A 23,948-nucleotide genomic window follows, 5' to 3' on the forward strand; every position below is an offset into this window, starting at 1 on the left:
GTTCAAGGATATTGCGGCCAAATTTCAGGATCATCGCTGAGTCGGCAAACCCGTTCACGAACCGACAGGTGAAAACTTCGCCTCTCCAAGCTGTTGACAATAAACTTATTTTTGCAAATCACCGCTATTTTTTGACCGTTTGAGCGGCACAATCCCGATTCTGGATCACAAGATGAAGGGAAAGTGCCGTCATTTATCTCTTGCCCGCTCGGATAGCTTCCAATGAGTGCGAGGTTTGCTATCATCCGGAGACATTTTTACCTGTAACTGGTCACAAAAGAATCCTCATGTACACACAGTTCTTTGGCCTCTCGGAACACCCGTTCTCCATCTCGCCCAATCCAAAATATCTCTATATGAGCGAGCGTCACGGGGAGGCTCTGGCCCATCTCAGCTACGGCTTGCAGGATGGCGGCGGCTTTGTGCTACTGACTGGCGAAGTGGGCACCGGCAAGACCACAGTCTCCCGCTGCCTGCTGCAACAGCTGCCCGCCGAGACCGAGATCGCCTATATCCTCAACCCCTCGCTGACCGAGCGGGATCTGCTGGCGGCCATCTGTGACGAGTTTCAGCTTTCCTACCCCGCCGAAGCGGGGATCAAGCAGCTGTTCGACCTGATCCGTGACCACCTGCTGGCCAATCTGGCGGCAGGCAAGCGCAGCGTGGTGCTGGTGGATGAGGCCCAACATCTGCTGCCCGGAGTGCTGGAGCAGCTGCGTCTGCTGACCAACCTCGAAACCGACGACAAGAAGCTGCTGCAGGTGGTGCTGATCGGTCAGCCTGAACTGCAGCAGATGTTGCGCCAGCCCCTGCTGCGCCAGCTGGCCCAGCGCATTACTGCTCGCTATCACCTGCTGCCCCTGGGTGCCGGCGATGTGGATGCCTATGTTCGCTTCCGTTTGCAGGTTGCCGGCTGCGTGCAGCCCATTTTTACCCCCAAGGCGATCCAGAGTCTTCACCGCCTGAGCGGTGGCATCCCCCGTCTTATCAACCTCATCTGCGACCGCGCTCTGATCGCCGCCTTTGCCCGCGGCAGCTACAAAATTGTCCATGGCGACATCAGTCAGGCCGCCTTTGAGGTGAGCGGGATCCGTGACGAGGGGAGCTGGCTCTCCGGCCTGACGGTCGCGCTGGCTGGCGCCCTGCTGGTGGCGGCAGGCTGGTGGGGCTGGCAGTTCTTCGGCGTCTTCCCCACCCGGCCGGTGGTCAAGGTCGAGGTACCGGTTACCGTCGATGAGACCGCCGAGCAGCAGGAGCAGCTCACCGAGGCGATCAATCAGGCGCTCGACCCCGAGAGTGCAATGCAGAATCTCTACCGGGTCTGGGGCTACGAGCCCGAGCTGGAGGATGCCACCTGCGATAACGCCCCCCGCGCCGGCCTGCGCTGTCAGGAGGGGGAGGCGAGCCTCGATGAGCTGCGCAATCTGCAATACCCCGCCATGGTCAGCCTTACTGACGAGACCGGCGGTATCTACTACGCCACCCTGGTCACTCTCGGCCCCAAGCAGGCACGCCTGATGATCGGCAACCAGAGCTGGCAGGTTGAGAGACAGTGGCTCAGCGACAACTGGGGCGGCAGTTACACCCTGCTCTGGCGCATGCCCAAGGGGGGCGCCAGCCTGATCGGCAACAATGCGGGTCAGGCCCAGATCCAGTGGCTCGACAATGCCCTGAGCCGCGCGCTGCAACAGCCCGAGCGCAAGGTGCGACGCTTCGATGGCGAGCTCAAGAACAAACTGCAGCAGTTCCAGCGGGATCAGGGGCTCAACCCTGACGGCATCGCCGGCAGCAATACCCTGCTGCGACTCAACGCCCTCTCCGGTGAACCCATGCCCAGACTGGAGGAGGCCTCCTGATGTCTACCCTGCTCAAGGCGCTGCACCGCGCGCAGCAACCGCAACCGCAAACCTATATACCCGCCATGGGGCTTGCCATCCCCCGCGAAGAGGCGCGGCCATCCCGCCGCTTGGTATGGCTGCTTGCCCCGCTCGCCCTGCTGCTAGGCGCTGGCGCCAACTATGGCTGGCACCTGATCCACCTGCGCCCCATCGAGGAGAAAGTCGAGGTGAAAGAGGTGGTCACCCCGCCCTTCGTGCGAGTAGAGCCCAAGGCGATGGTGACACGACTGCTGCCGCCTCCCCTGCCGGAGCCGGTGGTGCAGCAGCCCAAGGTCACAGCCGCCACCAGCAACCCGGCCGCCAGTCGACCAACCCTGGCCGAACAGCTGATGCGCGCCCTCAACGAAACACCGCTGCAACAGGGGTCGGGTACCGTGCCCCAGAGCGTGCAGCCGGCCCAGCTGATGCCGCTGAATGCCGCGCCGCTTTCGATCCGCCAGCAGGTGCCCGCGTTCAGCTATGGCTCCCACGTGTTCTCATCCAACCCGGCCAAACGGGCCGTGGTGCTCAATGGCCGTGAATACCGGGAGGGGAGCGAGATTGCCCCCGGGGTGCGCCTGGTCTCCATCGCCCAGGAGTATATGGTGCTGGATGTGGGTGGCCAGAGTGTCACTCTCAAGGCGCTGCAGGATTGGCAGGGCTGACATTCGCCACAACCAGGGTGCTGACAGGCACTTGGTTATCCCTTTAATAAGCAATGGAACGCTCAAGGTGTGATGAAATATCCAGTTTTGCCGATTGCAACCGCACGAACGTTGTGTCCAAACGGCTCGCCGTACACAATAGCCAGCTGCACCAAAGCCCGAAACAATGTTGACTAACATGACCCGACCATCCAGGGATGAGATCTTGATCAAGCTGCTGGCCCAGTGCCGGCGGCTTCCCATGGCCCGCATCACTCAGGCGGTCTTTCTGCTATTGCTGATCCTGCTGGCCCAGCAGTGTGCCAACCTCACCTGGCGTCTGCTCGCCCTGGCCACGCCCCAGAGCAGCCCGCCGTGGCAGCCCTCCGTCATTGCAACTGCCGGCCAAAGCGCCCCCCGCCTTGAACTGGGTGAAGTGAGCAGTCTCTCCCTGTTTGGCAAGGCCATCGCCAAGGTACAGGTACAGCAGAGCAAGGAGGTCGCAACCAACGCACCGCGGACCCAGCTCAATGCCCAGCTCAACGGCGTGCTGGCAAGCTCGAATCCAGACAAGTCCATCGCCATCATCGCCATGTCCGGTATCCAGAACTCCTACAGCGTGGGGGATCTCATCGACGGTACCCAGGCACGGATCCGTCAGGTCTACCCCGACCGGGTGATCATAGAGCGCGATGGCCGCGACGAAACCCTGATGCTCGATGGCGAAGAGTACGGCAAACCCCTGCCCCAACAAGGCGGTAGTGCGCAGATCTCTTCCGTGCGCAGCGAGCTGATGAGCGATCCCGGCAAGATCACCGATTACCTCAATATTTCACCGGTTCAGGTGGATGGCCGTCTGGCGGGCTATCGCCTCAATCCGGGTAACAATCCGGAGCTCTTCAAGCAGAGCGGGCTGCAGGCCAATGATCTGGCCCTCAGCATCAACGGCCTGGATCTGCGTGACAACATGCAGGCCATGCAGGCGATGCAGCAGCTGGCTGGCGCAACCGAATTGACAGTGACCGTCGAGCGGCAGGGTGAACAGTTCGATGTCTATGTTCGCTTGTCAGAATAATGATTTTGGAGTCGTACCAAGAATGACCAATAAAGGGAAAGGCTGGCGTCTGGCCACCATAGCGGCGGCACTGATGATGGCAGGATCAGCCTGGGCCACCGAGTATTCGGCCAGCTTCAAGAACGCCGATATCGAAGAGTTCATCAACACGGTGGGCAAGAACCTCAACAAGACCATCATCATCGAGCCCTCGGTGCGCGGCAAGATCAACGTCCGCAGCTACGACCTGCTCAACGAGGAGCAGTACTATCAGTTCTTCCTGAGCGTGCTCGACGTCTACGGTTTTGCCGTGGTGCCGATGGATAATGGCGTGCTCAAGGTACTGCGCTCGCGCGATGCCAAGACCTCCGCCATTCCGGTGGTGGATGGCAGCAATCCGGGCATGGGCGACGAGATGGTGACCCGGGTAGTGCCGGTGCGCAACGTCTCGGTGCGTGAACTGGCCCCCCTGCTGCGTCAGCTCAACGACAACGCCGGTGGCGGCAACGTGGTGCATTACGAGCCCTCCAACGTGCTGCTCATCACCGGCCGCGCCGCCGTGGTCAACCGGTTGGTGGAGGTGGTCAACCGGGTCGACCGTGCCGGCGATCAGGATGTGGATATCATCAAGCTCAAGTTCGCCTCGGCGGGTGAAATCGTGCGGCTGGTCACCAACCTCAACAAGGATAACAACCCGCAAGGGGGCACCACCAGCCTGCTGCTGGCACCCAAAGTGGTCGCCGACGAGCGCACCAACTCGGTGGTGGTGAGTGGCGAGCCGAAAGCGCGCGCCCGCATTATCCAGATGGTACGCCAGCTCGACCGCGACCTGCAGAGCCAGGGCAATACCCGGGTCTTCTACCTCAAATATGGCAAGGCCAAGGACATGGTCGATGTGCTCAAGGGGGTCAGCTCCAGCATCGAAGCGGACAAGAAGGGGGGCGGCAACGCCGCCATGGGCGGTGGTGCCAGCATCGGCGGTGGCAAGCTTGCCATCTCTGCCGACGAGACCACCAACGCCCTGGTCATCACCGCCCAGCCCGACGTGATGGCAGAACTTGAACAGGTCATCGCCAAGCTCGATATTCGCCGCGCCCAAGTGCTGGTAGAGGCGATCATCGTCGAGATGCAGGATAGTGATGGCCTTAATCTCGGCGTCCAATGGAATCATGCTGACTATGGCTCGATCCAGTTCACCGATACTGGCGTCCCCATTACCGCAAAAGTGGCGGCAGACAAGCTCAATAAAAATGGCAACCCCGAGCCGCTCACCAAGCTGATGTCTTCGGTAAATGGCATGGCTGCCGGTTTCTATCACGGAGACTGGAGCATGCTGGCTACGGCCATCGCCTCCAATACCAAGAACGATATTCTCTCGACCCCGAGCATTGTCACCATGGACAACAAGGAGGCGTCGTTCAATGTGGGTAAAGAGGTGCCAACCCCGACGGGTAGCCAGAGCTCGACCAGCACCGACAGCATCTTCAACACCATCGCATACAAAACGGTCGGTACCAAGCTGACGGTCACTCCCCAGATCAACGAAGGGGATTCGGTGCTGCTCACCATCGAACAGGAGGTCTCCAGCGTCGCCAAGCAGGCCGATGGCACCGCCGGACTGGGACCGACCTTCGATACCCGTACCGTAAAAAACGCCGTCCTGGTCAAGACTGGCGAGACCGTGGTACTGGGTGGTCTGATGGATGAACAGACCAAGGAAGAGGTCTCCAAGGTACCGCTGCTCGGCGATATCCCCGGGCTGGGTTACCTGTTCCGTTACACCTCCAACAGCACCGCGAAGCGCAACCTGATGATTTTTATCCGGCCCACCATCTTGCGCGATGCCAACGTTTACTCCGGCATCTCCAGCAACAAGTACTCCCTGTTCCGGGCCGAACAGCTGGATGCGGCCGCCCAGGAGGGCTATCTCACCTCACCCAAACGCCAGGTACTGCCGGCTTATGGCCAGGATGTGATGGTGTCGCCTGAAGTGCAAAAACAGCTGGAGCAGGTGAAGGTTCGCCAGCAGAGCGCGATAGAAAGCACCACACCCTTTGTGCAGAGCCGCCCCTGATGAGCGCCTATCATCTCGACGGGAGCAGCCTGCCTCCCCCGCTGCCCGAGCTCCCCTTTGCGTTTGCGCGCAACTACGGGGTGATCCTCAGCGAACGTGACGGTGCACCTGTGCTGCAGTGCCGTACCGGCGTCACCCCGCAAGCCCTGCTGGAAGTGCGGCGGGTAGCGGGCTGCGCCTTTGCCGTTGAGCAACTCGACAACGACGCCTTCGAAGAGCTGCTGATGGCCCACTATCAGCGCGACTCCTCCGAGGCACGCCAGCTGATGGAAGATCTCGGTAACGAGATGGACTTCTTTGCGCTGGCCGAAGAGCTGCCGCAAAGCGAAGACCTGCTGGACGCCGATGACGACGCCCCCATCATTCGCCTTATCAACGCCATGTTGAGCGAGGCGATCAAGGAGGAGGCCTCCGATATCCATATCGAGACCTTCGAGCGGGCGCTGGTGATCCGGTTTCGCATCGACGGGGTGCTGCGGGAGATCCTGCGCCCCCATCGCAAGCTGGCCTCGCTCCTGGTCTCGCGCATCAAGGTCATGTCGCGGATGGATATCGCCGAGAAGCGGGTACCGCAGGATGGCCGCATCTCATTGCGCATCGGCGGCCGCGCCGTCGATGTGCGGGTCTCCACCATGCCGTCCAGCTACGGCGAGCGGGTGGTACTGCGTCTGCTCGACAAGAACACCATTCGCCTCGAGCTCAAGCAGCTCGGCATGACGGCGCGCAACCGCAGCATCATCAGCGAGCTTATCCGCAAGCCCCACGGCATCATTCTGGTCACCGGCCCGACCGGTTCCGGTAAATCCACCACCCTCTATGCAGCGCTCTCCGAGATCAACTCGCGGGATCGCAACATCCTGACGGTGGAAGACCCCATCGAATATGACCTCGAAGGGGTGGGCCAGACCCAGGTCAACAGCAAGGTAGACATGACCTTCGCCCGCGGCCTGCGCGCCATCCTGCGCCAGGATCCGGATGTGGTGATGGTGGGGGAAATCCGTGACCTCGAGACCGCCCAGATCGCGGTGCAGGCATCGCTCACCGGTCACTTGGTGATGTCGACCCTGCACACCAACACCGCCATCGGCGCCATTACCCGGATGCGGGACATGGGGATCGAGCCCTTCCTGCTCTCATCCTCCCTGCTGGCGGTGCTGGCCCAACGGCTGGTGCGCACCCTCTGCCCCGATTGCCGCGCCTCGCGTCCGGCCACCGAGCAGGAGCGCCTCGCCATGGGGATCAATCTGGAGCCGGATCAGCATATCTGGCATGCGGTGGGCTGCGAGCAGTGCAACCACACCGGTTATCGCGGTCGAACCGGTATCCACGAACTGGTGGTGGTCGATGAAGCAGTGCGCGAGGCGATTCACGGCGCCAGCGGCGAGATGGCTATCGATCGGTTGATCCGCGGCCACACCCCCAGCATCCGCCGTGACGGCATCGACAAGGTACTCAAGGGGCAGACCAGCCTTGAAGAGGTGCTGCGCGTGACCCGGGAAGATTGAGATGGCGGCATTCGAATACAAGGCCCTCGACGGCAAGGGGCGCAGCAAGAGCGGCGTGATGGAGGGCGATTCGGCCCGTCAGGTGCGCCAGCTGCTGCGCGAGCAGGGACTCACTCCCCTCGAGGTGAACGAGACCACCGAGAAGGCAAAACGGGAGGCGACCCGCTTCGCCCTGTTCCGTCGTGGCGCCAGCACCGCCGAGCTGGCCCTGATCACCCGCCAGCTGGCCACTCTGGTGGGGGCCGGCCTCACCATCGAAGAGGCACTCAGGGCGGTTGCCGAGCAGTGCGAAAAGGCCCACCTGCGCAGTCTGGTGGCGACCGTGCGCAGCAAGGTGGTCGAGGGTTATTCGCTGGCCGACTCGCTGGGGGCCTTCCCCCATGTGTTCGACCAGCTGTTTCGCTCCATGGTGGCGGCCGGTGAAAAGTCGGGCCATCTGGAGAAGGTGCTCAACCGCCTCGCCGACTACACCGAACAGCGCCAGCACATGCGCACCAAGCTGCTGCAGGCGATGATCTACCCCATAGTGCTCACCTGCGTCGCCATCGGGGTTATCTCGATCCTGCTCACCGCGGTGGTGCCCAAGGTGGTGGCCCAGTTTGAACACATGGGTCAGCAGCTGCCGGGCACCACCCGTTTTCTCATCGGAACCAGCGAGCTGATGCAGGCCTACGGCCTCTGGTTTCTGCTGCTGCTCTTTATCGCCAGCTTTGTTTGGCGCTGGTGGCTCACCGACGAGAAGCGCCGCCGGCGCTGGCATCAGGTGCTGCTCGGCCTGCCGGTGATTGGCCGGGTCAGCCGCGGTCTCAACACCGCCCGCTTCGCCCGTACCTTGAGCATCCTCAACGCCAGCGCGGTACCGCTGCTGGAGGGGATGAAGATCGCCGGCGAAGTGCTCTCCAACGACTTTGCCAGAATGCGCATTCTCGAGGCCGCCGAACGGGTGCGCGAGGGAACCAGTCTGCGCAAGTCGTTGACCGAGACCAAAATTTTCCCGCCCATGATGCTGCACATGATCGCCTCCGGTGAGCAGAGCGGCGAGCTCGACAGCATGCTGGAGCGGGCGGCGGACAACCAGGATCGGGAGTTTGAATCCCAGGTCAACATCGCCCTCGGGGTGTTCGAACCCATGCTGGTGGTCTCCATGGCAGGGGTAGTGCTGTTTATCGTGATGTCGATCCTGCAGCCGATCCTCGAGCTCAACAACATGGTGAATATGTAAGTTTCCGGCGTTCGACGGCCCACTGGCGGCCTGTCGAACCCACCCAGTGATCAATCTCTGATGGGCCATCCCATCTCATTCGTTACGGAGCAACTCATGAACAAACGTCGTCAATCCGGTTTTACCCTGCTGGAAGTTATGGTGGTCATCGTGATCCTCGGCATTCTGGCCAGTCTGGTGGTGCCCAACCTGATGGGCAACAAGGAGAAAGCTGACCAGCAGAAAGCGGTCTCTGACATCGTGGCACTGGAAAATGCCCTCGACATGTACAAGCTGGACAACAACCGCTACCCGACCACCGAGCAGGGTCTGGAAGCGCTGGTGACCAAACCCTCCATCGACCCGGCGCCGCGCAGCTACCGCGATGGCGGCTACATCAAGCGCCTGCCGCAAGATCCCTGGGGTAACCAGTATCAGCTGCTGAGCCCGGGCCAGTACGGCAAGATCGACATCTTCTCCATGGGTCAGGATGGCGAAGCCGGTACCGATGACGACATCGGCAACTGGAACCTGAAGGATTTCCAATAAGTGATTAACCGCCGCGTGCACTCTGCGTTGCGGGGGCAGCCTGAATGAGGGCTGTTCCATCTCCCCGTTGTCAATCCGGCTTTACCCTGCTGGAGGTGCTGCTGGTTGCCATGCTGATGGGACTGGTGGCCACCGCCGTCACCCTCAGCATGGGTGGCGCAAAAGGTGACAGGGAGATCGACAAGCAGGCGCGCCGCCTGATGGCAACCCTGCAGCTGGCGCAGGAGTACGCGGTAATGGATGGCCGACTGGTGGGCATTCGCGTCGAGGAGAATGGCTGGCAGTTTATGCAGCGCCAGGCCAAGGATCGCAAGTGGCTGGCCCTGACCGGTGACAAGCAGCTCGGTCAGGTGCAACTGCCGGAAAACATGGTGCTGACCCTGGAGCTGGAGGGATTTGGCTGGCAGCCAGATCCCGATGAAGAGCGCGAGAAGAAGCGGGATGACAAGGAGCGCACCCCGCAGCTCCTCATCTTCCCCGGTGGCGAGCTGAGCCCCTTTACCCTCACCTTCAGCCAGCAGGATGACGAGGTGCGCTACACCCGCATCGTCAAGGGGGATGAGTTCGGCCGCCTCACCCTGCTCACCGGCGATGAGGATGAAGAGGTGACAGAGTGAACGCCCGGGGCATGACACTACTCGAAGTGATGGTGGCGCTGGCCGTCTTTGCCATCGCGGGGCTCGCGGTAATGAAAACCGCCAGCGAGCACCTCTCGGCCCTCAACTATCTGGAAGAGAAGACCCTCGCTACCTGGGTGGTGGAGAACCAGCTGGTGCAGCAGAAGCTCGAGAACAAGTGGCCCGGCGACAGCTGGGTAGAAGGGGATGAGCAGATGGCAGGGCAGACCTGGTACTGGCGCTATCGCGGCGTCGCGACCAGCGATAGCAACTTCAAGGCGCTTGAGATGGAAGTGCGCACCGAGGCCAAGGCCGAGAACCCGATCGCCATGATGCGGACCTATATCAACCGATGATCCCGAGCAACACCCGCCCCTCCCGTCACCGTGGTTTTACCCTGCTGGAGATGCTGGTGGCCATCGCCATCTTCGCCACTCTCAGCATGGGTGCCTATCAGGTGCTGCAGGGGGTACTCACCAGCGACGAGGTAGCCAAGCGCAAGGAGGCCCGCCTCTCCGAGTTGCAGCTCGCCTTCACCTTGCTGGAGCGGGATGTCACCCAGATGGTGCCGCGCAGCGGCCGCATCGAGGGAGAGAACAACAAGGTGCTGCTGGCCGCATCCCGTTTTGGCCAGCAGAGCGATGACTGGGGCATGGCCTTTATGCGCAGCGGCTGGCTCAACCCGGACGGCATGCTGCCCCGCTCCCATCTGCAGCGGGTCGGCTGGCGACTCAAGGATCAGAAGCTGGAGCGCCTCAGCTACCTCTATCCGGATCCGGTGATCGGCACCGAGCCGCGCACCCAGCCGCTTCTGACCGGCGTCACCGCCTTTCGCCTCTACTTCTACGACAAGGGAAGCTGGAAGGAGGAGTGGACCCAGCGCAGCGTGCTTCCCTACGGGCTCGCGGTCGAGCTGGATCTGGAAGATTACGGCACCATTCGCCGGCAATACCTGATTGGCGCCGGCGGCCAGCGCGCCGAAGAGAACAGCCAGAGCAATAATCCCAATCCGGGCGGCGACAGCAATAACGGCAACAACAGCAATAACAGCGGTGGCAACAGTAATGGCGGCAACCAGAACGGGGGGAGCGCCAATGCGAACTAACCCTGTACGCCCCGGCCGCCAGAGCGGTATGGCCCTGCTTGTGGTGCTGCTGATCCTCTCGGTGATGGTGATCATCGCCAGCAACATGAGCGGCCGTCTGCAGCTCGAACTGCGCCGCACCAGCAATGTCACCGCCGGCAAGCAAGCCTGGTGGTATGCCCTCTCGGCGGAGGCGCTGGTGAGCAAGGTGCTGGCACAGGATTTCAAGGATGACCCCGAGGTGGTGAGCCTCGGCCAGAAGTGGGCCAACAAGAACACTGTGTTTCCGGTCGATGATGGCCAGCTCAAGGGCGAGGTGACCGACCTGCAATCTTGCTTCAACCTCAACAGCCTGAGCGTACCCAATCAGGCGGGCAACAACGGGGAAGAGCTGGAGCAGCAACCCTATCCGGTGCAGGTGTTTCGCGCCCTGCTCAAGGAGCTGGCGATGGATGATTACGAGGCGGCCCAGCTCACCGACGCCATTCGCGACTGGACAGACAAGGATACGGTGCTGGTCTCCAGCCTCGGCGCCGAGGATGCCTACTACGAGGGGCTCAAGCCTCCCTACCTCACCGCCAACCAGTGGATGTTGGGCAAGGATGAGCTGCGGGCGGTGCGCGGCGTAACGGCCAGGGTCTATGCCAAACTGGCCCCCTATGTCTGCACGCTGCCAAGCGACAAGCTGAAGATCAATATCAACACCCTGCTGCCGGAACGCCCCGAGCTGCTGGCTGCGCTCTATCTGGGCAAGATTGGTAGCGATGACGCCAAGCGGGTACTGACCGAGCGGCCAAAAAAGGGGTGGAAAGATAGCAAGCTGATGACGGATCAGCTGCCCGTACCTCTTGAGACCGTCAAGGGACTCAAGGAGGCGCTGGTGGTCAAAAGCGACTTTTTCGAGGCCCGCGTGGTCGCCGAAATCGGCGACAGTCGTGCCTGGCTGGAGAGCATCTTCCAGCGGGGCAAGGACAACAAGCTGGTCATGCTGCGCCGCCTCAACAGTGGCGCCGAATAAACAAGCGCTGGCGGGAGCGACTCCCGGCAGGGCAAACATTGGATGCAGCCTGCGGGCTGCGCACCGGTTGCGTTGGCCTGGCCCGCGCGAACCGGTATCGCAGGAGAGAGATGCGTGAGCGAGAGTCTGGTCATCCGTCTGGGGACCACCAAACAACAACCGGTCGCCTGGCTGGTCTGGTCGAGTCAGGAGCAGGAGATCATCGCCTCCGGCGAGCTCCCCTGTGCTGACGCGCTGGGCGAGCTGCAGGAGCGCGCTGGCGGCCGCCCCGTCGTCACCCTGGTGCCGGGCAGCGATCTGATCTTCCGCCGCGTTACCCTGCCGGGGCGCTACAACCGCCAGTCGGCGGCGGCCCTGCCCTATCTGCTGGAGGAGCAGATCGCCTCCGACGTGGATGAGCTGCATCTGGTGGTGCTGGCCCACGACGGCCCGCAGGTCGACCTGATGGCGGTGGATCGCCAGAAGATGGCCGAGTGGCTCGGCTGGCTCGAGGCTGCCGGCCTCAGGAGCCAGCAACTGCTGCCCGATGTGCTGGCACTGCCTCAGGCGGCTGATGGCTGGTCTGCCCTGCAGCTCGGCGCCGAGTGGCTGATCCGCCAGAACGCCTGTCAGGGGATCGTGGCCGACGAGTCGCTGCTGGCCATCTTGCTGGCCGCCGAAGCCGAACCCGTCACCATTCACAGCCATACCCCGGCGCCCGCCATTGCGGCGGCCAACTGGCAGCCGGCCGAGCCCGATCTCCCCATGATGCTGCTGGCCAAGGGGGCCCTCACCTGCCGCGCCAACCTGCTGACCGGCCCCTACCGGCCACAGACCGAATATGCCCGCTACTGGTTGCAGTGGCGCAAGGTGGCGATTACCGCCGCCCTCTTGCTGCTGGTGGCACTCGTCCAGCGCGGCGTCCAGCTGCATCAGCTGGCAGAGCAGGACAAGGCGCTCAAGGCGGAGATCCGTCAGGTCTACAGCCGCATCTTCCCTAACGAAAGCCGCATCGTGAACGTACGCAGCCAGATGACCCAGCACCTGCGGCTGATGGGGCAGGCGCCGCAAAACGGCATGCTGCTGATGCTCACCGAACTGGCCCCCACCTTTGCCGAAGTGCCCGGTCTCAAGCCGCAGGTAATGCGCTTTGATGCCAGCCGCCGCGAGCTGCGGCTGCAGGTGACCGCCCCCGGCTTTGCCGAGATAGAGCGGTTCCGCGAACTGGCGGGCAAGCGCTTCGAGGTGCAGCAGGGCGAGGTGCGCAGCACCGAGGGCAAGGTTGAAGGGGCGCTGGTGCTCAAGGGTAAATCATCATGATGGAAAAATTGCAGAGCTGGTGGCAGGGCATCACCGCACGAGAACAGCGACTGGTGGTTGCAGGCAGCATCCTGCTGCTGGTCGGCCTCTTCTACTGGAGCGTCTGGCATCCTCTCAACAACCGCATCGCCGAGCGCGAACGTCAGGTGCAAAACCAGCAACAGACCCTCGCCTGGCTCAAGGAGAAGGGGGAGGAGGTGCTGGCCATGCAGGGCGGTCAGGGTCGCCAGATAGACACCAGCGGCACCCTGGAGGGGGTCGTCAACCGTACCGCCTTCAACCACAAGATCAAGATTGCCCGCCTGCAACCACAGGGGCAGGATCTGCAGGTGTGGATCGATACGGTCCCGTTCGATGATCTGCTGCTCTGGCTGGCCACTCTGGTGGAGCAGCACGGCATTCAGGTTCAAATCATCGAGCTGGCCCGCGAGGAGCTGGCCCCGGGTCTGGTCAAGGTCAGACGCTTGCAGTTGAGTCGTCCCCAATGAAAAAACGCATCCTGATTGCCAGCCTGTTTCTGGCAGCCTACTTCGTCTTCCTGCTGGCGACCCTGCCTGCGGCGCTGGTGGTGCGCTATCTGCCGCTGCCAGCCAACGTTGCCAACCTGCTGAAGATGGAAGGAGTGAGCGGCACCCTCTGGAACGGCCAGATCGCCCGACTGCAATATGCCAGCGAATCCATCAGCCAGCTGCGCTGGGATCTCAATGGCTGGTCACTGCTGCGCTTTGCCCCCGAAGTGGCTATTCGCTTTGGCGAGCGCAACGGTCTCAACGGTCAGGGCGTTGTCGGCTGGAATGGCGCAGCCTTCGGCCGCGACCTGACCCTCAATGCCCCGGCCCCCTGGGTGATGGCGCGCATCCCGCTGCCACTCCCCTTCCCGGTCACCCTCACCGGTCAGCTGCAATTCAAGGTAGATCAGTTTGCCCAAGGCAACCCCTGGTGTGACAACCTCTACGGCAACCTCGACTGGTACAACGCCAGCGCCGATACCCCGGCGGGCAAGCTGGATCTGGCCGACCCCGAGGTGAAACTCACCTGCCTCGACTCCAGACTGGTGGCCGAGCTCAAGCAGGGCTCGGATGCGGTAGAGACCATTGGTCGCCTCGAGCTGCAACCCAATGGCCAGTACCTGTTCCAGGGCACCCTGAAACCAGGCCCCGAACTGCCGCCACAGATGCAGCAAGGACTCCCCTTCCTCGGCCAGCCCGACAGTCAGGGTCGCTTCCCCCTGCGCTATCAGGGGCGGATCTAAGCCACCATTCAACGTGAAAATGGCCCCGGGACAACCCGGGCCATTATTATCGTCTGTGTCAGTTGAAATTCCAGATACAAAAAAGCCCAAGCAGGTGACCGCTTGGGCTTTCTCTTTGAATATGGCGGAGGAGGTGGGATTTGAACCCACGGATGGTCGCCCATCGCCGGTTTTCAAGACCGGTGCATTCAGCCGCTCTGCCACCCCTCCGAACGGCGAGCATACTACGTCAAGCGCTTGTTCATATGCAATACATATTTCCTGTGGGATAGTGTGCGCGAGCAAAATGGCAGGTGGCTTGAAATTGTTCCTCGTCATCCCTATTTGTTCTTCATAGAATGCTTAGGCTAAGTGATGACGAGACGGCCGCCCGCCGCCTCACCAGGACACCAAGAGGACACCCAAGATGGATACCCGTTCTATCTACACCGGCACCCAGAGTGCCGCACGCGATACCAACAAGGTGCTGCGTAATACCTATATGCTGCTCTCCCTCACCCTCGGCTTCTCTGCCGTGGTGGCGGGCATCGCGACCGTGATGAACATGCCGCCGCTGCACTGGGCCATCTTCCTCATCGGCGTATACGGTCTGATGTTCCTGACCGAGAAGAATCGCAACAACAGCATGGGGCTGGTATTCACCTTCGCCCTGACCGGTCTGCTGGGCTATAGCCTTGGCCCCATCATCAACATGTACATGAACAATGGTGGTGGCGAGATCGTGATGACCGCCCTTGGCGGCACCGCGCTCACCTTCTTCGGTCTGTCGGCCTATGCCCTGACCACCAAGCGTGACCTCTCCTTTATCGGCGGCATGCTGTTCGTCGGTTTCTGGGTACTGCTGGTGGCAATGATTGCCAACATCTTCCTGCAGATGAGCGCCCTGAGCCTGGCTCTGTCCGCCATGTTCATGCTGTTCTCCTCCGGCGCCATCCTGCTGACCACCCAGCAGATCGTGCGCGGCGGCGAGACCAACTACATCTCCGCCACCGTCACCCTGTATGTCTCCATCTACAACATTTTCCTGAGCCTGCTGAGCCTGCTTGGCGGCAACCGCAACTAATCAAAAACCCCGCTTCGGCGGGGTTTTTATTGGCTCCTGTTTCTGTCAGGATAAGTTGCAAATCAAGGATATGATGCGAAGCGGCCCTGATCCAAATCAGGGCCGCTTCTCGCTTGGCGGGGTAACATCCTGCCCTCGTTTCGTTCAAGGGTTGTTCCTGTTTCATGCCGATGGATCTCTCTGGCCTGCTGCGCCGACTGCTGACCGATAGTCACATCGATTTTGCTTCGCTCAAGGGGGGTGCCTAGCATGCCCATGGAATTCTCTGGTTTGTTGCGCCGACTGCTGACCGATAGTCACATCTACTTCGCCCTCAAGGTGCTGCTGGCCATTCTCGGTCTGCTCGCCTTCACCCTGGCCACAGGCAATATCCAGCTCACCGTACTGCTCTCCCTCGGGGTAGTGGCCGGCGCCATCGCCGAAACCGACGACAGCCTGTGGGGACGGCTCAAAAACCTCGCCATGACGCTCATCTGCTTCATGTTCGCGTCCCTGTGCGTGCAGTATCTCTACCCCACCCCCTGGCTGTTTGCCATCGGGCTGGCCAGCTCCACCTTTATCTTCGTGATGGTGGGGGCGCTCGGTGCCCGCTACGCCACCATCAGCTTCGGCTCGCTGCTGATCGCCATCTACACCATGCTGGGGGCCGCCAAGGCGCCGGATCTCTTCTACCAGCCACTGGCGCTCGGTGCCGGCGCCCTCTGGTACGGGCTGGTCTCGTTTATCTGGCTCTGGCTGCTGCCCTACAAAACCCTGCACGAGCAGCTGGCCCAGAGCTACTTCGCCCTTGGCCGCTACCTGCTGGAAAAATCCCGCTTCTTCCCGGCGGACGAGCACGGCGCCCAGGCCATTCGCCACAATCTGGCCCAGCTCAATATCAATCTGGTGAGTGCGCTGACCCTCACCAAGTCGGCCCTCAATGCCCGCCTGAGCCGCCGCCATCCGGCCAGCCCCGAGCTGGCCAGCCTGCTGCGTCTCTATCTGCTGGCGCTGGAAATTCACGAACGCGCCACCTCCAGCCACTACCCCTACAGCCGGCTGGAAGCGGAGCTCAAGCAGGGCATCGTACTGGAAGGATTTCAGGAGGTGTTCCTGCAGCTCTCCGAGGCGTGCCAGCGGCTCGGTTACGCCATTCTGGTGCACAAGCCCTACGCCCATAACAAGCGCATCCACTGGACACTGGAGGCCCTTGGCGATCAGCTGGAGTTCACCAATCTCAAGCAGCACTACCCGAAAACCCTGCTGACGCCGATGAAGTTCCTGCGCCGCAATCTGGCCAGCATCAACCAGCTGCTGGGCAGCGCCGAAGTACTGCAAAACCCCGAACAGCCAGAGCAGGAGCTGCCCGCGCTGGCGCGGCCGCCCCGCCTGCCGCTGCTGACCCAGCTCAAGCAACATCTCACCTTGCACTCCATGGTGTTTCGCCATGCGCTGCGTTTGTCACTCGGGCTGGTGATCGGCTACGGCATACTGCAAGCCTTTGATCTGGAAAAGGGCTACTGGATTTTGCTGACCGTGCTGTTTGTCTGCCAGCCCAGCTACAGCGCCACCCGCCGCCGACTGGTGCAGCGGATGCTCGGCACCTTCGCCGGCATACTGGTGGGCATTCCGGTGCTCTGGCTCTTCCCCGAGCTGCATGTTCAGCTGGTGGTGATGGGGCTGGCCGCCTTCCTCTTCTTTACCCAGGTGCGCAACAACTACAGCGCCGCGGTCTGCTTTATCACCCTCTACGTGCTGATGGCGTTCAACCTGCTCGATGGCATCGGCTTTGCCATTCTCGGGCCCCGCCTGCTCGATACCCTGCTCGGCTGCCTGATCTCCTACGGGCTGGTGGCCTGGCTCTGGCCGGACTGGCAATACAAGCGGCTGCCAACACTTATCGCCAATTCGCTCTCGGCCAACGCCCGCTACCTCTCGGCGGTGCTGGCAAGCCTCAAGCAGCAGCGCGATGAGTCCATCGACTATCGGGTGGCGCGCAAGAGCGCCCATCTGGCGGACAGCGAACTGGCCACCGCCTGGCAGAGCATGCTGGTGGAGCCGCAAAAGCGCCGCCGCTTCCTCGATCTCTGCTTTACCCTCACCTGGCGCAACCACGCCCTGCTCTCCTACATCTCGGCGCTGGGGGCCCATCGCGACAAGCTGGAGGCCATCAGCGGACTGGATGAGGTGCGCCACCACATCTGCCACACCCTGGAGCAGGCCGCCGGCCATCTGGCGGGCAACCCCTCCAGCGCCATCGGTGGCCAGTGTCCCATTCTTTGCACGGACAGCAGCGAGGAGCAGCTGATGCTGACCCAGCAGCTCAACCTGATCAGCGAGCTGGCGGATCAGTTGCTGCATCTGGCCAACGAGAGCCGGTTGCTCACCGGGGATCAAGGCGCTACCATGCCCGCCCAATCCTGATAGCCCCATTAGCGAGGAGCCCTCATGTCTGCGCCCGAAAAACATCAGCTGGAATTCAACGGCCAACTCATCGAGACCGATGCCAAGGGCTACCTGCTCAACAGCAACGACTGGAGCGAGGAGCTGGCGCTGGTGCTGGCTGCGCAGGAGGGGATCGAGCTGGAGGAGCCGCACTGGGAAGTGGTGCACTTTGTGCGCGCCTTCTATCTGGAGTTCAACACCTCCCCCGCCATCCGCGCGCTGGTCAAGGCGATGGAGAAGCAGTACGGCCCCGAGAAGGGCAACAGCCGCTACCTCTACAAGCTGTTCCCGGAAGGGCCCGCCAAGCAGGCGACCAAGATTGGCGGCCTGCCCAAACCGGTGAAGTGCATCTGATCCCATAAAACGGGGGCCGCAACTGCGGCCCCCGTTTTATTTGGTGCGCTATCTTCGCGCACCTCGTCTTCATATATCTCAGGCTTCCAGCCAGCCTTATTCCCGCTTGTCAGCCAGCACCACCAGCTGCTCCGCTAACCGGTGACCGTGCAGGTAGGAGGCGATCAGCTCGCTATCCGCCTTGCCCGATTCAATCTGCTGATACCAGTGCTCCAGCATGGCGGCAAAGCCGCGCTGGGCCAGCACCAGCTGCCAATCGTTGGGAGTCAGCATCTCGGCCTGCTTGTCGCGGGCGATGATGCCGCGGGTGCAGTTCTCAAGGTGCAGGGAGAGGTTGTCGCCATAGGCATCGATGCGCTCCTCGGTGATCCCGGCGCTGCGGTTCATGCTGCCGCTGATGGCGCGATCCCCGCTCTGCCAGCTGATACTTACCCCGGCCAGCAAACTCTTGTCCTGCGCACAGGGGCGCAATACCGCATGGAACTCCCCCTGCGGCACGCCGCCATAGAAGCAGAGGCTGTCTAGCACATGGATAAAGTCGTCGAACATAAAATCCCGCGCCCTGCCCGGCAGGGCGAAGCGGTGTTTCTGCCAGTTAAGCTCGGTGAGCGGCTGGGCCCGCGCCTCGGCCATGGCGGGCAGATAACGGCGGTTGAAGCCGGTAAAGAGGGCGCAATTTTGCGCGATGGCGAGGTTGGCCAGCGCCTCGGCCTCGGCCAGATTGTCGCACAGGGGCTTGTCGACAAAGGTGGGGATGCCGGCGCGCAGGCACTGCTCGGCCAGCTCGCGGTGCACCGCGGTAGCGGCGTGGATCATCACGGCGTCGGGACGGCTGGCCAGCATGGCCGCCACATCGGTAAAGCACTCGGCGACCCGATACTGGCGGGCCAGCTTCTCCAGCACCGATGGATTGCGGGTGCAGAGCAGCGGGGTGATCCGCTCATCGCTGGCAAGCAGCGGCAGATAGGCTTTCTGGGCGATATCCCCCAGACCAATCATGGCAATGCGCATGACAACTCCTTGTTTTATCTGGCAAGCGTGTGAAGGGGGTGCGGCAACGACTCTTGCAGCAACCCGGCAATGCAAACTGGCGGACAGGGTAGCACTCCCCTCGGGCCGCCTCCATCGGCGGCACCAAAAACAGCAGGGGCGACCCGCCGGTCGCCCCTGTCGATTCATCCCTTGCCTCCCCGGCCAGCCAAGGCGGTCTGCAGGCATCTGCCGGTTACAGCCCCTTGAGGGACTGGCAGTCGTAGTAGGTGATGCGCGGCTTGTCGTTGTAGTTGAGATCGATCACCCCGAACAGCATCTTCTGGGCCGGCAGATAGATGTGGACATAGTTGGCCTGCTTGGCGTCGGCGACCTTGAGACTCTCCTCACTGTTGTTCATGTAGGAGCTGAGCATGCCGGCGGTGCTGTAGCGCTCCAGCAGGTTCATCGGCATCTCTTCGTTGTGCTTGAGGGTGCAGTTGTTCTCCGGCTTGGGCGGGAACTGACCAATAACCACTTTGCGCCCTTGCGGGCTGGTCTTGTCGACAGAGGTCACGCTGCTTGCACAAGCAGTCAGCAGCAAAGCGGGCAACAGCAGAAACAGTTTTTTCATGGAACCTGAACTCAATAAGGGAGGCCATCCCGGCCCCGGTTTTCGCCGCGGTGGTGGCCCGAGCGTCTGCCGCCAGCCTCACCGCCGTCGCTTGTTATAGGGGTCTCGCCGAGGCGAGTGGCGCGCATATTCACATCCCGCCTCCCGGTATTCAATCACTATTCAATCAATAGGGCGGGAAGTGTGTAACCAGATATTTCATGGGGGGATCCAGCCCGCGCCAGACGCCCCTCTCAGCCCTTTTCGGCCAACAAGCCGCCCAGCATCAGCCCCTATCTCTGCTGGCCTTCGGGCCGACTCCCCTTGCCTCTTTTGCCTCTGTTATCTGGTGATCGGGGGGACGATTTACCTCGCCCCTCTCCCTTAGGTTCGCTCATGCCAACGGCCAATTATTTCACCTATGTAACGCTTTAAGGCATTGATGTTTCACCTGCGCAAAAATCAGGGCTGGGCTGGTAACGGCGGTTGGCAGGCAGGGGCGAGCAACGCTCGCCCGACTGGGTCACAAGGGATTGGCCGAGCAGGAGAAATGGTGGGATGGGGCTGAACAGGATGGCAGGTGATGGCCGGACAAGGGCTTTCCCTCAACCAGCCTCACCTGCCCGAACGCATGTTGTGTGGTCAGGCGGAAGCGAGCGGGGTGGCGGCCTTGATCACCTCGGCCAGCCACTCGATGGCGAGATTCCCTTGGCTTTTGCGATGCCTGCCGACCACCACCTCGAACTGCTGCGGCGCCCCGGCCATCTCCAGCACGCGAAAATCGCCGAGGGCGGCGATGGCTGACGGAATGCAGGCCGCCACGTCATTGACCGACATAAAGGCTTGCAGCGAGGTGTAACAGGGGAGCGTCGCCACCGCCGCGCTGGCGACCTGCTGCGGGCTCATCTGCCCTTCGAAATTGCCGACGCTGTTGGCGAACTGCACAAAGGGGATGGCCGTCATATCCTGCGGGGTGTTGCCCGGAAGATATCGGGAGTCACGGCGCAGCACGCAGCAGTAGTGATCCCGGCGCAGGGTGGCGCGCAGCAACCCGGGGTCGAGATAGGCATCAAAACCAATCACCAGATCGACCTCGCCACTGGCCAGCGCCTCCAGATGCAGTTCGGCCTGAAAGTCCACCACATCGAGCCGGATGGAGGGCGCCTGAGTGCGCAGGGCGCTCGCCAGCCTTGGGATAATGGCGAGCTGGGCATACTCGTTGGCCATCACCCTGAAGGTGCGCTCGCTGCTGGCGGGATCGAAGGGAGCGGCCACAAAGACCCCGTCGATATCGGTCAGGATCTGCTCGAACCTGGCGGCCAGCTCGCAGGCGTAATCGGTCGGCTGCAACCCGGCGCTCTGGCGGATAAAAAGCTCGGCGGGAAAGAGATCGCGCAACTTTTTCAGATGGCTGCTCACCCCCTGCTGGGAGATCTCCAGCAGCTCGGCCACCCGCGACACACTCTTGTATCTGACCAGCAGCACCAGCACCCGCATCTGCCTGATATCGATCTTCTCCACCCTCACCTCACCAATTTCAGTTGTATCACATACAAACTACCAATGATTTACATTGTATCAGTGGCTCTCTAACCTTGCAGCTCTTCCAGCAAAGCGAGGTTAACGATGAAAACTGTCATTCTGATTGGTGCTCAGGGGAAAATGGGGCAAGCCGCCCTCAGTGGTCTCGGCAAGCACAAAGTGATCACCGCCAGCCGCTCCGGCGAGGGGTGTGATTTTCAGGTGGATATCACCAGCCGAGAGTCTATCGAGCGGCTCTACCAAAACGTGGGTTCCTTCGATGCAGTGGTCAATACCGCCGGCTATTGCGAATACGCCCCCTTTGGCGAGATGAGCGACGAGCAGTGGCAAACCACCATCCAGAGCAAGCTGATGGGGCAGATCAATCTGGTCAATATCGGCCTCAACTACATCAATCAGGGGGGCTCCTTCACCCTGATCTCCGGCATCCTCAATATCAAGCCGATCCCGCTGGCCATTGCCGATGCCACCACCAGCGGCGCCATCGATACCTTTGTCCAGTGCGTGGCCCACGAGCTGCCCCGCGGCATCCGCATCAATGTGGTCAACCCGACCGTGCTGGAAGAAGCGTGGGACGTATATGGCGAGATGATGCCGGGCTTCCAGCCGGTGCCGGGCGCCCTGGTCGGCAAGGCGTTTGAGCGCTCCGTCGATGGCTTTATTAGCGGTCAGGTGCTCTATGTCGATGCCTGATCCGGTTCAGGCCTGACCCAATGCCTTTGTAATTCCTTGTCGATGTTTTTCCTCTTCCCCGAAAGCGCCAGCTCTCGGGGCTTTTTGTATGGCGGGGGGCAAACCCACACAGAAGATAGAAAAAAAGGAAGGAAGCCGAGACTCCCTTCCTTTTGGCTTGCACAGCGGCCTGTGACTCAGTTGATCTTGCCCATTTCGACGGCAAAGCTGGTCGCCAGCTGGGCAAACTTGAGAGCGTGGCCAGCCGAGGGATCCGAGTTTTGCAACGTATCCTGCGCCGTGTGGATCCTGGGGTTGTATTCGCTAAAACGTGATTCGAACGGCATGGCGGCGGGGTAGCCCTGATTGTGCCAGGAGGCGTGATCCGAGCAACCATAGCCACAGCTGTCATAGCCATAGCTGACTTGCGGCAGGTAGGCATCGATCAGCTGGGTGAGGTAGCCGGTCAACCCCTTGTCGGTGTAGTCGGTCATAAAGACGATGTCGTTCGCCGAGCCCTTGTAGTTGGTCATGTCCAGCTGGAGCGCGGCCAATACCTTGGTGTTGGCCGCCTTGTAGCGGCTGGCGATATCCTTGGAGCCTCGCAAGCCCACCTCCTCTGCCGCATAGCCGATAAATTGCAGGGTACGCTCCGGCTGGCGGCCCTGTTCGGCGATGACCCGCAGCACCTCGGTCAGGGTGGCGATGCCGGAGGCGTCATCATCGGCGCCGGGGGCCAGTGTCTTGCTGTTGGGGGCCGAGCCTGCGGTGGAATCGAGATGGCCACCGAGCACCACCACCTCGTCCGGATAGCGGCTTCCCTTGAGGGTAAGCACCACGGACTGTTGCGGGTAGCCGCTATGTTTGACCCGGCTGACGCTGGCCCATGGCAGGGTGCTGCCGAGGCTCTGCCACTGGCTGGCCACCCAGTCGGCGGATTGCGTGCCGGTGGGGGTGGTGTAGTAGCGGTTGCGCCAGCCGGATAGCTTGCTGATGGTGCTGGCGATATTGCCTTGATCCAGATGGGGCAGCAGCCGGTTGACACTGGCCCCCTGGGTCAACGGCGGGGCGCTGAACAGGTTTTGGCTGAGGGGCTGGGCCATGCTCTGCAGCGCATCGGCCAGGGTCGTGTGCACCACATAGCCACCGCAACGCTGGTGCCCTTCGTGCATCAGATGCGAGAGGGAGCCAAGCTCGCTTGCCTCAATCTGGGCCAGCTGGACGGGCGCCCCGCTGGCACTGAACAGGGGGGAGAGCTTGGCATTGACCTGCTTGAGTTCAACGCCGCTATCGGCCCCAATCGTGATCCACACGGGCGCCCCCGCCTGAACGGCAAGGGGAATCAGGGGGAGCAAGAGGGCTGCAGTCATCGCTTTCATGTCGGATCCTTCCGGTTATGGTTAACAGTAAACAGGCTTGATAGGTCTCATAAGAAGACCAAGCTAGTCTAGTCACCCACTGCCGTTAAATCGACCACTACCTGCACCAAATGGCACCACCTGATGTAAAGCGCGCCAGCTGGGGGTTTTAACTCTACCGGGCCTCCTGTTTTTCCCTCCCCGCCCCTGTTGCCCTGCTTGTACAGACCCCTGATTGTTCCACCTGCGCAACAGCTGCTCGCTGATTCGTTGCACCAGTAAAACAATTTGAGGGGTGCCAGCACCCGGCCATAGCCGCAGGATGGCCAGCAGCCAGTGCCCGATCACTGTCCGGTTGGCAGCAAGGTCGCAGAGAATGAAGAGTTTGATAGAGGTCAAAAAACGAGACGTTTCTGATAGTTACATCACTTTAAGGCTCGCCTCGACAGTTTCGTTTGGCTTACCATGGTCAATCAGAACCTGTTGAACTGCGATAGGTTGCTGCCAGCGTGGGTCAAGGGAGCATATTGGAAGCTGTAATCCACGGGCGGTAGCGTGAGATTCAGTGGATTTGTCCCTTACTCAGGAAAGGGACAATCTAAGTTTTGCCAAAATTTGGCAAAGAAAGCTAATAAAACATCCCATAGATTAATGGATATATATATAATTGGGTTTATTTTCTAGTTTCGATATAGAGATCATTATATGACCACGCGGATGAAAAACCAGTACCTTATTCTAGTTTTATTCCTTTCTTTGTTCTCTATTGGCTCTCAAGC

Annotated in this window: 22 protein-coding genes and 1 tRNA gene; 18 read left to right on the forward strand and 5 right to left on the reverse strand. The window is 61.3% G+C overall.

Annotation, left to right across the window (positions count from 1 at the left end; translation table 11 throughout):
* Positions 1–287: 287 nt before the first annotated feature.
* The 14 genes from LG31_RS0102990 to exeN all read left to right on the forward strand — a co-directional run bounded on the left by LG31_RS0102990 (position 288) and on the right by exeN (position 14,174).
* Positions 288–1,856, forward strand: coding sequence for an ExeA family protein (locus LG31_RS0102990; RefSeq protein ID WP_033113025.1), 1,569 nt, complete (start codon positions 288–290; stop codon positions 1,854–1,856).
* Positions 1,856–2,542 (forward strand): GspB family T2SS assembly factor variant ExeB, encoded by a 687-nt coding sequence (gene exeB / locus LG31_RS0102995; RefSeq protein ID WP_033113026.1) that lies wholly within the window; start codon positions 1,856–1,858, stop codon positions 2,540–2,542. The genes LG31_RS0102990 and exeB overlap by 1 nt, the downstream gene beginning before the upstream one ends.
* A gap of 205 nt (positions 2,543–2,747) precedes the next feature.
* Entirely contained in the window at positions 2,748–3,596 is an 849-nt protein-coding gene (gene exeC / locus LG31_RS0103000; protein WP_238567463.1) for a GspC family type II secretion system variant ExeC, read from the forward strand.
* A 22-nt stretch (positions 3,597–3,618) separates the two neighbouring features.
* Positions 3,619–5,649, forward strand: coding sequence for a GspD family T2SS secretin variant ExeD (gene exeD, locus LG31_RS0103005; protein WP_033113028.1), 2,031 nt, complete (start codon positions 3,619–3,621; stop codon positions 5,647–5,649).
* Positions 5,649–7,154 (forward strand): type II secretion system ATPase GspE, encoded by a 1,506-nt coding sequence (gene gspE / locus LG31_RS0103010; protein WP_033113029.1) that lies wholly within the window; start codon positions 5,649–5,651, stop codon positions 7,152–7,154. The genes exeD and gspE overlap by 1 nt, the downstream gene beginning before the upstream one ends.
* Before the next feature lies 1 nt (position 7,155).
* Complete coding sequence (gene exeF / locus LG31_RS0103015) at positions 7,156–8,376, forward strand: GspF family T2SS innner membrane protein variant ExeF (protein ID WP_033113030.1); 1,221 nt, start codon at positions 7,156–7,158, stop codon at positions 8,374–8,376.
* A gap of 96 nt (positions 8,377–8,472) precedes the next feature.
* Complete coding sequence (gene exeG / locus LG31_RS0103020) at positions 8,473–8,904, forward strand: GspG family T2SS major pseudopilin variant ExeG (protein ID WP_033113031.1); 432 nt, start codon at positions 8,473–8,475, stop codon at positions 8,902–8,904.
* Positions 8,905–8,948: 44 nt separating this feature from the next.
* Positions 8,949–9,521: a GspH family T2SS minor pseudopilin variant ExeH gene (gene exeH, locus LG31_RS0103025; RefSeq protein WP_033113032.1), complete on the forward strand. Its 573-nt coding sequence runs from the start codon at positions 8,949–8,951 to the stop codon at positions 9,519–9,521.
* Positions 9,518–9,877: a GspI family T2SS minor pseudopilin variant ExeI gene (exeI, locus tag LG31_RS0103030; protein WP_033113033.1), complete on the forward strand. Its 360-nt coding sequence runs from the start codon at positions 9,518–9,520 to the stop codon at positions 9,875–9,877. The genes exeH and exeI overlap by 4 nt, the downstream gene beginning before the upstream one ends.
* A complete protein-coding gene (gene gspJ, locus LG31_RS0103035; protein ID WP_033113034.1) occupies positions 9,874–10,626 on the forward strand; it encodes a type II secretion system minor pseudopilin GspJ in 753 nt (250 codons plus the stop codon). Before exeI ends, gspJ begins: the two co-directional genes overlap by 4 nt.
* Entirely contained in the window at positions 10,616–11,623 is a 1,008-nt protein-coding gene (gene exeK / locus LG31_RS0103040; protein WP_033113035.1) for a GspK family T2SS minor pseudopilin variant ExeK, read from the forward strand. Before gspJ ends, exeK begins: the two co-directional genes overlap by 11 nt.
* Before the next feature lie 114 nt (positions 11,624–11,737).
* A complete protein-coding gene (gene exeL, locus LG31_RS0103045; RefSeq protein WP_033113036.1) occupies positions 11,738–12,922 on the forward strand; it encodes a GspL family type II secretion system protein ExeL in 1,185 nt (394 codons plus the stop codon).
* Complete coding sequence (gene exeM / locus LG31_RS0103050) at positions 12,919–13,410, forward strand: GspM family type II secretion system protein ExeM (protein ID WP_033113037.1); 492 nt, start codon at positions 12,919–12,921, stop codon at positions 13,408–13,410. The genes exeL and exeM overlap by 4 nt, the downstream gene beginning before the upstream one ends.
* Entirely contained in the window at positions 13,407–14,174 is a 768-nt protein-coding gene (gene exeN / locus LG31_RS0103055; RefSeq protein WP_033113038.1) for a GspN family type II secretion system protein ExeN, read from the forward strand. Before exeM ends, exeN begins: the two co-directional genes overlap by 4 nt.
* Before the next feature lie 122 nt (positions 14,175–14,296).
* On the opposite strand, the gene LG31_RS0103060 is transcribed toward exeN, so the two are convergent.
* Positions 14,297–14,384: transfer RNA gene (locus tag LG31_RS0103060), tRNA-Ser, on the reverse strand.
* A 196-nt stretch (positions 14,385–14,580) separates the two neighbouring features.
* On the opposite strand from LG31_RS0103060, the gene LG31_RS0103065 reads away from it, so the two are divergent.
* The 3 genes from LG31_RS0103065 (at position 14,581) to LG31_RS0103075 (ending at position 18,015) form a co-directional block, all read left to right on the forward strand.
* The gene (locus LG31_RS0103065) at positions 14,581–15,237 is read left to right on the forward strand and encodes a Bax inhibitor-1/YccA family protein (protein ID WP_033113039.1); all 657 of its coding nucleotides are present in this window, start codon (positions 14,581–14,583) and stop codon (positions 15,235–15,237) included.
* A gap of 249 nt (positions 15,238–15,486) precedes the next feature.
* Complete coding sequence (yccS, locus tag LG31_RS0103070) at positions 15,487–17,640, forward strand: YccS family putative transporter (protein WP_033113040.1); 2,154 nt, start codon at positions 15,487–15,489, stop codon at positions 17,638–17,640.
* A 24-nt stretch (positions 17,641–17,664) separates the two neighbouring features.
* Entirely contained in the window at positions 17,665–18,015 is a 351-nt protein-coding gene (locus tag LG31_RS0103075) for a TusE/DsrC/DsvC family sulfur relay protein (RefSeq protein WP_033113041.1), read from the forward strand.
* Between the two features lie 96 nt (positions 18,016–18,111).
* On the opposite strand, the gene LG31_RS0103080 is transcribed toward LG31_RS0103075, so the two are convergent.
* The 3 genes from LG31_RS0103080 to LG31_RS0103090 form a co-directional block, all read right to left on the reverse strand.
* The gene (locus LG31_RS0103080) at positions 18,112–19,026 is read right to left on the reverse strand and encodes a Gfo/Idh/MocA family protein (protein ID WP_033113042.1); all 915 of its coding nucleotides are present in this window, start codon (positions 19,024–19,026) and stop codon (positions 18,112–18,114) included.
* 214 nt (positions 19,027–19,240) lie between these two features.
* Positions 19,241–19,618: a hypothetical protein gene (locus LG31_RS0103085; protein ID WP_033113043.1), complete on the reverse strand. Its 378-nt coding sequence runs from the start codon at positions 19,616–19,618 to the stop codon at positions 19,241–19,243.
* 621 nt (positions 19,619–20,239) lie between these two features.
* Complete coding sequence (locus LG31_RS0103090; RefSeq protein WP_033113044.1) at positions 20,240–21,118, reverse strand: LysR family transcriptional regulator; 879 nt, start codon at positions 21,116–21,118, stop codon at positions 20,240–20,242.
* A gap of 105 nt (positions 21,119–21,223) precedes the next feature.
* Between LG31_RS0103090 and LG31_RS0103095 the strand changes: the two genes are divergently transcribed.
* Complete coding sequence (locus LG31_RS0103095; protein WP_033113045.1) at positions 21,224–21,832, forward strand: short chain dehydrogenase; 609 nt, start codon at positions 21,224–21,226, stop codon at positions 21,830–21,832.
* A gap of 176 nt (positions 21,833–22,008) precedes the next feature.
* Here LG31_RS0103095 and LG31_RS0103100 read toward each other — a convergent pair whose 3' ends face one another.
* Entirely contained in the window at positions 22,009–23,190 is a 1,182-nt protein-coding gene (locus LG31_RS0103100; protein WP_033113046.1) for a M28 family metallopeptidase, read from the reverse strand.
* Positions 23,191–23,948 lie beyond the last annotated feature (758 nt).

This window comes from Aeromonas lacus (assembly GCF_000764665.1).
Taxonomy (GTDB): Bacteria; Pseudomonadota; Gammaproteobacteria; order Enterobacterales; family Aeromonadaceae; genus Aeromonas; species Aeromonas lacus.